We start from the raw sequence: 13,411 nt of genomic DNA, 5'->3' as shown, positions 1-13,411 counted from the left end.
ATTAAAAGTCTAAATTCAGACCAAAACTGAAAGTTCTTGATCTTGGATAGAAATTATTATCAATTGCATTGAAATTCTCCGGATCAACCCCTGTATAATTGGTTACAATAAATACATTATTAGCTGAAGCATACAATCTTAAAGTAGCACCTTTAATTGCTTTGTCAAAATTATATCCAAGAGTTATGTTCTGACAACGTAAAAAGCTTGCATCTTCTAAGTAATAATCAGAAAATGGAACGTTTCCGTTTATAGTTTGAAAATCAAATTCAGTATTTAACACATTCGTTAAACTAGTTGAATTTGCAGGCAATGCTTTATCAATAAACCCAGACTGAAGTTTTCTTGCATTGTATACTTTCCCTCCTATTTGACCATTGAAAGTTGTTGATAAATCAAACTGTTTGTACGAAGCTGTTAATCCTAAACCATAAGTCCAGTTTGGTCTCAAAGCCACATAATATCTGTCACCATCATCGATAACACCATCTCCGTTTTTGTCAACAAAAGCATTTTCTACCGGTTTGTTGTTTGAATCATAAACTTGTTGAAATACCCAAGCTGAATAAGGTTGCTGACCAACTGTATTGTAAGCAATCTTTTGTCCTGTTCCTACCGGAATGTTCGATGCGTTATCTACGTTTGTCGTTCTGTTATTCAAATCTGTAATTTTACCAATATTATAAGCAATGTTTCCATTTACAGCTAAATTGAAATCATCACTATTGATCACTTTTACATTTAAGTTTCCTTCAACACCTTTATTTTTCATGTCTCCAACATTAGCAACAAACTCATTTGTTAAAGCTTGTCCAGGAGCTGCTGAAACTACAGAAAGTAAATCTTTTGTATATTTTTGATACGCATCGATACTACCTGTAACAATACTTTTTTCAAAAAGATCAAAATCAATACCTACGTTATAGGTAGTTGTTTTTTCCCATGTTAAATCCTCGTTATAAGGTTTAGCATAATAACCATTTACTCCAGGAATATAAGTACTTGAGGTACCAGTTGGTGCAAATAATGCACTGTAAGGATAAGAACCTGCAACACCTGTTATATCTTGTTGTCCTGTAATACCGTAACCTAATCTTAATTTTAAGTCTTTAAAGGTTTTAGAATCTTTTAAGAATGATTCGTCTTTCATTCTCCATGCAACACCCGCTGCAGGGAAATAACCCCATCTTTTATCTTCTTTAAATAAAGAAGATCCATCTGCTCTTAAAGTAAACGTAAATAAATATTTGTCTACTAAATCAAAATTTGCTCTTCCAAAAAACGATTGTAAGTTTCTCTCGTTATAGTATCTGTTATTAGCATTATTCGCTGGGTTTGGAGTTAACTCTCTTAAACCGTTTACAGTACTATATCTGTAATTTTCCTTAGTTCCATCAGTTTTAAAGTTTTGATAAGAATAACCTGCCTGAGCATCTACTCTTGTTACAAATCCTGTTAAGCTTTTGTTGTATACAAAATAAGCATCTAATGTTTTATTTGTAACGGTTTGATCTTCGGCATAATTTAAACCTGGATTAAACACATAAGTTGGAGGAGTTGTTCCGGCAGAGTTGTCTAATTGATAAGTCTGAAGAGCATTCTCTGAATATGATTCTCTAATTTTTGATTTAGATGCTTCGATACCACCATTAACAACAGCTCTTAAAGCTTCGAAAAATGGCATTTTATAATCTAATTCAATGTTTCCTAATAATTTCTGAACTTCCTCTGGACGAGATCTCTGATTCAAGATTGCCAATGGATTTTGTGCTCCATTAATAGATTTATTAGTATTAAGCAACTGATAGTATCCTCCAAAAATATTATTTGGTGAATTAGGATCAGCATAAGCTGGTTTAGTAGGATCCATTCCTAAAGCACTACCAATAACAGCATCAGCATCTATAGCATTCTTTTTAACAGAAATACCTTTAGCATTCACATCAATTTTTAAATGATTATCTAATAAAACCGGTGAAAGTTTAATAGATCCTGTATATCTTTCAAGATCATTTGTTCTTACAACACCTTCATTTTTAGCATAACCAACAGAAGCTCTAAATGGAATTTTACCAAATAAATTTGCTCTTGCACTAAAGTTATTATCACTAGAGAATGATGTTCTGTAAATTAAATCCTGCCAGTCTGTATTGTATAATTTTCTTCCTTCTATTTGAGGAGTTGCAGGATTATCTAATGCACCTGTACCATCAGGAACACCTAATAAATTAGTGTAATCAGGGTGATACTTTTGCATGAAAGAAGTAAATTGAGGCCCTGTCATCATATCAACCGGATTATTTACTTTACCAACAGTTATATTAGATGAAAAAGTAAATTTTGGAGCACCGCTAACACCTCTTTTAGTAGTAACAATGATAACACCATTAGACGCTCTTGAACCATAGATAGCTGTAGCAGATGCATCTTTTAATATTGTAAACGAATCAATATCATTAGGGTTAATCAATGTTAACGGGTTAGAGATTCCCGCCGGATTGGTATTATCAATTGGCACACCATCTATAATAATTAACGGATTGTTGTTACCTGATAATGAACTTCCACCTCTAATTCTAATGTTTGGGTTAGCATCTGGCATACCACCATCTGTAGTTATTCTAACTCCTGAAGCTCTACCTACAAGTAATTGATCTGCAGAACCAACCGGTCCTTTATTAAGCTGATTGGCAGACAAAACTGTCACCGCACCTGTAGCATCTTTTTTCTTAACAGTACCATAACCTACCTGTACCACAACTTCTTTAAGCTGATTGGTATCTTCCTCTAAAGAAATCGATATAGTTTTTTGACCGCTAAATACTATTGTTGACGTTTTGTATCCAATAAATGAAACCAAAATTTTGTCTCCATTTTTTAAATTAGATAACTGAAATTTACCGTCAAAATCTGTCGATGATCCGCCTGGAGCACCTTGTACATTTACGTTTACTCCCGGGATTGGTTGCCCCGTTGCCAGATCGGCAACTGTTCCTGTCAAGGTACTTTGAGCTAGTACACTAAACGGTAACAGTAGGAATAAAAATAACAACTTTTTGTAAATTGTTTTCATACTTTTTGTTTAAATTAGTTTGAGTTTTTGATTGTTAGTTAAGTTTTTAATTTTACTTCGAATCTCAAAATTATGAATTTATTAACGTGCTCGACCAGAGACCTTTTTTATTGAGTTACGAAAACGTGGTAGTGTTGAAAACTTTCTGTTTTTTGTAATCTTTTCAGTCAAAAAATGTCAAATCAAAAAATAAAAGATACCTTTATTAATAATTAGATTTTTTTCAACTAATCCTATGAAACGTAAAATAACCCTAAAACAGATTGCAAAGGAACTCGACGTTTCTATTTCAACTGTTTCAAAATCACTTAGAAACAGCTTAGAAATAGGAGAAGAAACACGTCTAAAAGTTCAGGCTTTTGCGAAGTTTTACAACTATAAACCCAACAACATTGCCCTTAGTCTAAAAAACCGAAAAACCAAAAGTATTGGTATTATCATTCCGGAAATTGTACATTATTTTTTCTCTACGGTAATCAACGGAATCGAACAGGTCGCAAACGAAAATGGCTATAGTGTTGTCATATGTTTATCTGATGATTCTTTCGATAAAGAAGTCTTAAATATGGAAATGTTAGCCAACGGAAGTATCGATGGTTTTATCATGTCTCTCTCTAAAGAAACCCAATATAAAGGCGATTTTCACCACATTACAGAAGTCATCAATCAGGGAATGCCGGTAGTAATGTTCGATCGTGTTACCAATGATATTTTATGTGACAAAGTTATTATTGATGATAAAGCTGCGGCCTACGAAGCCGTTCAGAGTTTGATTGATAACGGAAGAAAAAAAATTGCTCTGGTTACCACTGTTGATTATGTAAGTGTTGGAAAACTAAGAACTGATGGTTACGAAAAAGCACTTCTAGACAACGGATTACCGTTTAATGAAGATTTGATTATCAAAATTGAAGATGTAGATACTTGCGAAATAACAATCAGTCAACTTTTACACGACAGGGCTTTTGATGCCGTTTTTGCTGTAAATGAACTTTTTGCCGTAACAATTATTAAAACAGCCAACAAAATGGGACTTAAAGTTCCTGAAGATCTTGCGGTAATTGCTTTTACTGACGGAATTATTTCTAAATACTCCACTCCAAGCATTACAACCGTAAGTCAAAGTGGCGAAAAAATGGGTAATAAAGCAGCTAAAATGCTGATCGAAAGACTCGAAGCTGAACATGATGACGACGATGAAGAAAACGAAAATTACACGACAGAAGTTATCGAAACACACCTAATACAAAGAGAATCTACTGACTAATTTTCTTAAAATCAACCTATTCCAAAGCCATAAATATTATTTATGGTTTTTTTATGCTTTGAATTAAAAAAATAATTAATACTTTTACGGCTGCTCAAAGCTTTTACTTTTACTTCGAAACCATAAGTAAGTTTTGATAAGCAAAGCGCTTATCGTCTAATTAATTTTTTAATTACGATAATGGAAAAGCGTAAATTAAGTTTCTGGGAAATTTGGAACATGAGTTTCGGTTTCTTGGGAATACAAATGGGGTTTGCACTTCAGAATGCAAATGCCAGCAGAATTCTTCAAATTTTTGGTGCCGACGTACATGAATTATCATGGTTCTGGATTATTGCTCCCCTTATGGGATTAATAGTGCAGCCCATCATTGGTCATTATAGCGACAAAACCTGGGGACGATTTGGCAGACGAAAGCCGTTTTTTCTAGTAGGTGCTATTTTAGCTTCGGTAGGTTTAATTTTAATGCCCCAAGCTAATATTTTTATTTCAGTATTACCTGCCTTATGGGTTGGAGCCGGAATGTTAATGATCATGGACGCTTCTTTCAACATTGCCATGGAGCCTTTTCGCGCTTTAGTTGGTGATAATTTAAGAACAGATCAGCGTACTGCAGGCTTTAGTATTCAAACTTCATTAATCGGTTTTGGAGCCGTAATTGGTTCAGCACTACCCTATGTTTTAACAAAGTATTTTCATGTTTCAAACAGTACAGTTCCAGGAAGTGTGCCTTTGAACCTGACCCTTTCCTTTATCATTGGAGCTGCCGTTTTAATAGCTTCTATTCTGGTAACGATGTTTACAACTAAAGAATATTCACCAGAAGAATTATCTAAGTTTGAAGATCCTCAGAGTGAAATAGATGTTCCTACTGAAGAAAAATCAAAACTTACAGACATTTTTACAGACTTTGCGAAAATGCCAACAACAATGCGTCAGCTTAGTTGGGTACAATTTTTCTCGTGGTTTGGATTATTTGGTATGTGGGTTTTTACAACTCCAGCCATTGCACATCACATTTACGGATTACCATTAAGTGACGCTTCAAGCCAGCAATATCAGGATGCAGGAGACTGGGTTGGAATTCTGTTTGGAGTTTACAATTTAGTTTCTGCTATTATCGCACTGTTTTTCCTTCCGTATATCGCTAAAAAAATCGGAAGAAAATCAACTCACGCACTTTCATTAATCATTGGAGGAATTGGATTAATCTCTATTTATTTTATGCCCGATGAAAACTGGGTTATATTACCAATGATTTTAATTGGAGTTGCCTGGGCTAGTATTCTGGCAATGCCATATGCAATTCTTGCAGGATCTATTGCTCCTAAAAAAATGGGCGTTTACATGGGAATTTTCAATTTTTTCGTTGTTATCCCTCAAATTGTAAATGCACTTATTGGAGGTCCAATTGTAAAATACCTTTACAACGGTGATGCTATTTACGCCTTAATTACAAGCGGAGTAAGCTTTTTAATCGCTGCCCTTTTAGTCTACAAAGTAAAAGATGTAGACGACACTATTCAAAAATAATAAAGAACAATTTCTAATATAATGAGCAAAAAAGCATTCATATTCGACCTTGACGGCGTAATTGTCGATACCGCTAAATATCACTTTTTAGCATGGCAGAAAATAGCCCAATCATTAAACATAAATTTTACACATGAAGACAACGAGCTTCTAAAAGGTGTAAGTAGAGTTCGTTCGTTGGATATTATACTTGGATTAGGAAATGTTCAGGCTTCGCAGGAAGATAAAGACAAATGGCTGATTCAAAAAAATGAAGATTATTTATCTTATTTGGTTGACATGGACGAAAGCGAGATTCTTCCGGGAGTTTTTAAAATTCTGCAACTATTAAAAGAAAAAAATCAAGGAATCGCTTTAGGTTCTGCCAGTAAAAATGCAAGACCAATTCTGGAGAAAACCGGAATCATCTCGTATTTTGATGTTATTGTTGACGGAAACGACGTTACCAATGCCAAACCAGATCCGGAAGTTTTCCTGAAAGCAGCTCAATTATTACATATTGATCCAAAAGATTCAATTGTATTCGAAGATTCTGTTGCCGGAATTCAGGCAGCAAACATTGCAGAAATGGTAAGTGTAGGAATTGGTGAGAAAACAATTTTACATGAAGCCCAATACATCTTTAAAGATTTTACCGAAATAGACGAAAGCTTTATCGGGAAATTAATCAATTAGAGAATGTGTCAATTAGAAAATGAGATAATTTATTAAAACTGAATTATCAAATTGAAACAAACTCGTAAATCGTTACAAATCATCAATCAAAAAAGTAAAACAATCAACAATTAGAAATCGACCAAAAAAGTAATTATTTAACTACCCAACTGACCCATTTTCTAATTAAAGAATTATCTAATTAAAGAAAAAATGAATCAAGATTATATAAAACCAGATAACTGGTCTATCATCGAAGAAGGATTTGATGCCGAAAGAGTAAAATCGTCTGAAAGTCTTTTTAGTATCGGGAACGGTGCTATGGGACAACGTGCGAATTTTGAAGAAACCTATTCTGGAGAAACTTTTCAGGGAAGCTATATTGCCGGAATTTATTATCCTGATAAAACCAAAGTAGGCTGGTGGAAAAACGGGTACCCAAAATATTTTGCAAAAGTATTAAATGCCCCAAACTGGATTGGAATTGACGTTGAAATCAACGAAGAAAATCTTGATTTGAATAGCTGTACTGAGGTGAGAAACTTCCGTAGAGAATTGAATATGAAAGAAGGATGGTACAATCGTTCTTTTGAAGCAATTTTAAAAAACGGAACCGAAATCGCCGTAAACATTCGTCGTTTTCTTTCTTTAGATTTGGATGAAGCTGGAGTTATCAAATTCGATATTACTCCTTTAAACAAAGATGCAAAAATTGTTTACAAGCCTTATATCGATGCTGGTGTAACCAATGAAGATGCCAACTGGGAAGAAAAATTCTGGGAACCACTTGAAGTAAAAAAAGGTACAAATGAAGCTTTTGTAACGGCTCAAACATTTAAAACGCATTTTAAAGTTACGACTTTCATGCACAATACGATTTTGGCAAATGACGAAAACATTCATGTTTCGCCTTCTACAATCGATTCAACATCAGATAAAGTGCAGTTTACTTACGGAACTATTATTGCTAAAGGACAAACCTCATCTATCCAGAAAATTGGAGGATATACCGTTTCTTTAAACCACGATAATACTTTGGCTGCAGCCGAAAAAGTAATAAAATCTGCCCTTAATTTAGGATACGACGCTTTACTTCAAAATCAAATTGATGCCTGGGCAAAAATCTGGGAAATGTCAGATATTACTATTGATGGCGATGTAAAAGCACAACAGGGAATCCGTTTCAATATCTTTCAATTGAACCAAACTTATTTAGGAAAAGATTCTCGTTTGAATATTGGACCAAAAGGTTTTACAGGAGAAAAATACGGAGGATCTACTTATTGGGATACTGAGGCTTATTGTATTCCGTTTTACATGGCAACTAAAGATCAGCAAGTTGCGAGAAACTTATTAACGTATCGTTTCAATCAATTAGACAAAGCGATCGAAAATGCTAAAGACAATTTAGGTTTCAAAAATGGCGCTGCATTATACCCAATGGTGACCATGAATGGCGAAGAATGCCATAACGAATGGGAAATCACACACGAAGAAATTCATAGAAATGGTGCCATTGCTTTTGCCATTTTCAACTACAACCGTTTTACCGGAGATTACTCTTATATTCCTGAAAAAGGTCTTGAAGTTTTAATTGGTATTGCACGTTTCTGGCACCAAAGAGCTTCTTTCTCTAAAGATAAAAATCAATATGTAATTCTTGGAGTTACAGGTCCAAACGAATACGAAAACAACATCAACAATAATTTCTATACCAATTATATTGCAAAATGGTGTATTGATTATACTGAGGAACAAATTAATAAAGTTGCTGCAGAATATCCTGCAGATCACAAACGTATTTTAGAAAAAGTAAATCTTGCTGCTGCTGAAATTCAGGAATGGAAAAAAGTGGCAGATAATATGTATTTCCCAACTTCTGAAGCATTGGGTGTTTACTTACAACAAGACGGATTTTTAGACAAAGATTTAGTTCCTGTAAAAGATCTGGACAAATCACAACGTCCAATTAATCAAAAATGGTCTTGGGATCGTGTTTTACGTTCGCCTTATATCAAACAAGCCGACGTTTTACAATGTTTCTATTTCTTTGAAGATCATTTTTCTAAAGAAGAACTAAAACGCAACTTCGAATTTTACGAATCATTTACCGTTCATGAAAGTTCACTTTCGCCTTGCGTACACTCTATTCAGGCTGCTCATTTAGACAAAATGGATATGGCATATACTTTCTATTTAAGAACTTCTCGTCTTGATCTTGATGATTATAACAAAGAAGTTGAAGAAGGTTGTCACATTACTTCAATGGCCGGAACATGGATGAGTATTGTAGAAGGTTTTGGCGGAATGAGAGTAAAAAATGATCAATTGCATTTTGCTCCAAAAATTCCAAAAGAATGGAAAGGTTACTCTTTTAAAATAAATTTTAGAAATCAAATTCTGAAAGTATCTGTAAATCACAACGAAACGACATTTACTGTAGATGGTGACCAAAATTTAACAATTGTGGTAAACGGAAATCCTATAATTGCAAGTAAATTTGTACAAATTAATTAAATTACAATACCCTTAAAAACTAAAAAAACATGAAAAACTTATTTTTCGCAAGTTTAATCTTGTTTGCTTTTAGCACTATTGCAGAAGCGCAACAATTAAAGTCACCCGAAGGCAAGTTCGTAATGGAATTTTCGCTTCAAAACGACGGAACTCCAACTTATAATCTGAAATACAAGAACAAAGAGGTTATTAAAACCAGTAAATTAGGTCTTGAACTTAAAGATGATAAAAAATCTTTATTGAATGATTTTACAGTTGTTGATTCTAAAACTTCCACTTTTGATGAAACCTGGAAACCAGTTTGGGGCGAAGTAGATAAAATTAGAAATCATTATAATGAGTTGGCAGTTACTTTAAATCAAAAAGGAACTGAAAGACAAATCGTAATTCGTTTTCGTTTATTTGATGACGGACTTGGATTTAGATATGAATTTCCAACACAAAAAAATCTTACTTATTTCGTAATCAAAGAAGAAAGATCTCAATTTGCAATGGCGGGCGACCACACTGCTTTTTGGATTCCGGGAGATTACGATACTCAGGAATACGATTATACAAAATCTAAATTATCTGAAATTAGAGGTTTATCTCAAAAAGCATATACTGCAAATGTTTCGCAAAAAAACTTTTCACCAACAGGAGTTCAAACAGCTCTTATGATGAAAACAAATGATGGTTTATACATCAACTTACACGAAGCAGCTTTGATCAACTATTCTTGTATGCACTTGAATCTTGATGATAAAAGCATGACTTTCACTTCTTGGTTAACGCCAGATGCAAAAGGAGATAAAGGATACATGCAAGCACCAAGTCATTCGCCTTGGAGAACGGTTATGGTAAGCGACGACGCGAGAGAAATCTTAGCTTCAAAAATGACGTATAACTTAAATGATCCATCAAAAATCGAGAATACTTCTTGGATTAAACCAGTAAAATACATTGGTGTTTGGTGGGAAATGATTACAGGAAAAAGCTCTTGGTCATACACAAACGATTTTCCAACAGTACAACTGGGAGTTTCTGATTTCTCTAAAGCAAAACCAAATGGTACGCACGGAGCAAACAATGCTAACGTAAAAAAATACATTGATTTTGCTGCAGCAAATGGTTTTGACGCAGTTTTAGTTGAAGGTTGGAACGAAGGTTGGGAAGACTGGTTTGGTCACTCAAAAGACTACGTTTTTGATTTCGTAACACCTTACCCTGATTTTGATGTAAAAGGTTTGCACGAATATGCAAAATCTAAAGGGGTAAAAATCATCATGCACCACGAAACTTCAGGTTCTGTTCGTAACTACGAGCGCCACATGGATGCAGCTTATAAATTCATGAACGATAACGGATACGATGCTGTAAAAAGCGGTTATGTTGGAGATATTTTGCCTCGCGGTGAAAACCATTACAACCAATGGATCGTGAACCACTACCAATATGCTATCGAAAAAGCCGCTGATTACAAAATTATGGTAAATGCTCACGAAGCAGTTCGTCCAACAGGAATTGCGAGAACATATCCTAACTTAATCGGAAACGAATCTGCAAGAGGAACAGAATACCAAGCTTTTGGAGGTTCTAAACCTAATCACGTTACCGTTTTACCATTTACACGCTTAATTGGTGGACCAATGGATTATACTCCTGGAATCTTCGAAATGGATATCAGCAAAATGAATCCTGATAACAAATCGCATGTAAACAGCACAATTGCAAATCAATTGGCATTATACGTTACTATGTACAGCCCATTACAAATGGCAGCTGATACTCCAGAGAACTACAACCGTTTTCCAGATGCATTCCAATTTATTAAAGATGTGGCTGTAGATTGGTCAGAAAGTAAATATATTGAGGCTGAACCAGGAGATTTCATCACAGTTGCCCGTAAAGCAAAAGGAACAAACAACTGGTTTGTTGGAAACGTAAACGGAGAAACAGCCCGTACATCAAACATTGATTTCAGTTTCCTTGAAAAAGGTAAAAAATATACCGCTACAATTTATGCTGATGCAAAAGATGCACATTACAAAACAAATCCGCAAGCTTATACCATCAAGAAAATTGCTGTAACAAACAAATCAAAATTATCACAATTATCTGTTCCAGGCGGAGGTTATGCAATAAGCATTATCGAAACTAAATAATTTAATTAATCTTATAAAGAAATGTAAGTCCATTTAATTTGAAGCATCATTCGTTTTTTCTTAAATGTTCTTACATTTCTTATATGGTTTAAATGCTACTTTACTATGAATATCCAAAAAAGAACACTCAACCTCAACCATTCATTCTATACATTACTTTTATTGGTTCTGTTATTTTCCGCTTCCGCGAAAGCGCAAATCCAGAAAGTAGAGCCCCCATTTTGGTACGCAGGAATGAAAAATCCGGAACTACAAATTATGTTCTACGGAAAAAACATTGCACAATACGAAGCTTCGGTTTCGAATAATGTGGTAATTAAAAATATTGAAAAAACAGAAAATCCAAACTATCTTTTTGTTACTATTGATACACAAAACTTAAAAGCATCTGAACTGGTTTTCTCTTTTAAAAACAAAAACAAAGTTGCCTTTACGCAGAAATATTCTCTTAAAGAAAGAAGAGCAAATTCGGCTAACAGAAAAAGTTATGATGCATCAGATATGATGTACCTGATTATGCCGGATCGTTTTGCTAACGGAAATCCTAAAAATGATAGCAATGCTGCTTTAACAGAAAAAGGAAACAGACAAGATCCAAGCGGTCGTCATGGTGGAGACATTGAAGGAATCATTAAAAACTTAGATTATATTTCTTCTCTTGGTGCAACTACAATCTGGAATACGCCATTATGCGAAGACAACGACAAACAACATTCGTATCATACTTACGGACAATCTGATGTTTACAAAATAGATCCTCGTTACGGAACCAATGAAGATTATGTTCGTTTGGCTGCAGAAATGCACAAAAAGAACATGAAACTGGTTATGGATTATGTTACCAATCACTGGGGAATTACACACTGGATGATTAACGACATGCCAACTAAAACCTGGTTCAATCAATTTGATACTTTCACGCAAACACATCACCGTCGTGAAGTAATTACAGATATTCACGCTTCAAAATTAGATAAGGAAGTTTGTATCGATGGATGGTTCGTTCCTTCTATGCCAGACTTAAACCTTAGAAATCCTTTGGTGGCAAAATACTTAACTCAAAATGCTATTTGGTGGATTGAATACGCAGATCTTGACGGATTTAGAGTAGATACTTATAACTATTCTGATCAAACGGCTATGGCAAATTGGGCAAAATCAATTACAAATGAATACCCTAACTTTAATATCGTTGGAGAAATCTGGATGCACAATCAGGCCAATTTAGCTTATTGGCAAAAAGACAGTAAAATTGGAGCTATCGAAAACTACAATTCAAATCTTCCAAGTGTAATGGATTTTACGCTTCAAAGTCAGATTGGGTCTGCTTTTAACGAAAATGAACCAAGCTGGGACAACGGATTGATTAAATTCTACAACAATTTTGCAATGGATTTTTTATATCCAAACACGAATAATATTTTGGTATTTGCTGAGAATCATGATACAGATCGTATCAATCATACTTTCAAATATGATTTAGCAAAATACAAACTAACCATGACTTTATTGGCAACCGTTCGCGGAATTCCACAAGTGTATTACGGTTCAGAAATTGGAATGGGCGGTGATAAAGGTAAAGGCGGCGATGCCGATATTCGTCAGGACTTTCCTGGAGGATGGGCTGGTGATAAAAACAATGCTTTTACCGCAGCAGGAAGAACAACAGAACAAGCAAAATACTTTGATTTTACTTCGAAATTATTCAACTGGAGAAAAACAAATGAAGCAGTTCATTTCGGAAAAATGACACATTATATCCCGGAAAATAACACGTATGTTTATTTCAGATATACAGATGCCAAAACCGTAATGGTAGTTTTCAATAACAATGCTACAGCGCAAACTATTAAAACCAATCGTTTCAAAGAAAACATCAAAAACTTTAAATCAGGAAAAGATGTTATAACTGGAAAAACATTCGATTTAGCTTCTGAAATTACTTTAGAGCCAAAATCCGCTATTGTTTTAGAATTGGAATAAAAACTAACCGCAAGGTTCGCAACTTTTTTTGCCACATATTAAAGGATTAACTCAGATTTAAAAAATCATTTTAATCATTTAATCTGTGGCATTTTTTTCAACCTAAATGTATCGTAGAGACGCACAGCAGTGCGTCTTACACAACCTTTCTCCGCCACGAATTCACGAATTTTCATCCTCAAAGATTGTCAAAAAATAATTCGTGAATTCGTGGCATTTTTTTTATCGCATAAATATGAT

Annotated in this window: 7 protein-coding genes; 6 read left to right on the top strand and 1 reads right to left on the bottom strand. The window is 34.4% G+C overall.

The features are described from left to right. Window position 1: 1 nt before the first annotated feature. On the bottom strand, window positions 2-3,073 hold the full coding sequence (locus FLACOL7796_RS10900; RefSeq protein ID WP_173970817.1) for a SusC/RagA family TonB-linked outer membrane protein: 3,072 nt from the start codon (window positions 3,071-3,073) through the stop codon (window positions 2-4). Between the two features lie 235 nt (window positions 3,074-3,308). Between FLACOL7796_RS10900 and FLACOL7796_RS10895 the strand changes: the two genes are divergently transcribed. From FLACOL7796_RS10895 to FLACOL7796_RS10870, 6 genes are all read left to right on the top strand, one after another. Further along, window positions 3,309-4,340 (top strand): LacI family DNA-binding transcriptional regulator, encoded by a 1,032-nt coding sequence (locus FLACOL7796_RS10895; RefSeq protein WP_173970816.1) that lies wholly within the window; start codon window positions 3,309-3,311, stop codon window positions 4,338-4,340. Between the two features lie 180 nt (window positions 4,341-4,520). After that, window positions 4,521-5,873 carry an MFS transporter gene (locus tag FLACOL7796_RS10890; protein ID WP_173970815.1) on the top strand — a complete coding sequence of 451 codons (1,353 nt, stop codon included), beginning with the start codon at window positions 4,521-4,523 and terminating at the stop codon, window positions 5,871-5,873. A gap of 21 nt (window positions 5,874-5,894) precedes the next feature. Continuing rightward, window positions 5,895-6,548, top strand: a complete 654-nt coding sequence (pgmB, locus tag FLACOL7796_RS10885; RefSeq protein WP_173970814.1) for a beta-phosphoglucomutase — start codon at window positions 5,895-5,897, stop codon at window positions 6,546-6,548. 192 nt (window positions 6,549-6,740) lie between these two features. Continuing rightward, window positions 6,741-9,044, top strand: a complete 2,304-nt coding sequence (locus FLACOL7796_RS10880; protein WP_173970813.1) for a glycoside hydrolase family 65 protein — start codon at window positions 6,741-6,743, stop codon at window positions 9,042-9,044. Window positions 9,045-9,073: 29 nt separating this feature from the next. Continuing rightward, the gene (locus FLACOL7796_RS10875; RefSeq protein ID WP_173970812.1) at window positions 9,074-11,188 is read left to right on the top strand and encodes a glycoside hydrolase family 97 protein; all 2,115 of its coding nucleotides are present in this window, start codon (window positions 9,074-9,076) and stop codon (window positions 11,186-11,188) included. A gap of 105 nt (window positions 11,189-11,293) precedes the next feature. Continuing rightward, window positions 11,294-13,171: a glycoside hydrolase family 13 protein gene (locus FLACOL7796_RS10870; RefSeq protein ID WP_173970811.1), complete on the top strand. Its 1,878-nt coding sequence runs from the start codon at window positions 11,294-11,296 to the stop codon at window positions 13,169-13,171. Window positions 13,172-13,411: the final 240 nt, after the last annotated feature.

Origin of the sequence: Flavobacterium bizetiae (genome assembly GCF_902804475.1) — a bacterium.
GTDB classification, from domain to species: Bacteria; Bacteroidota; Bacteroidia; order Flavobacteriales; family Flavobacteriaceae; genus Flavobacterium; species Flavobacterium bizetiae.
This window is presented reverse-complemented; position numbering and strand designations above follow the sequence as displayed.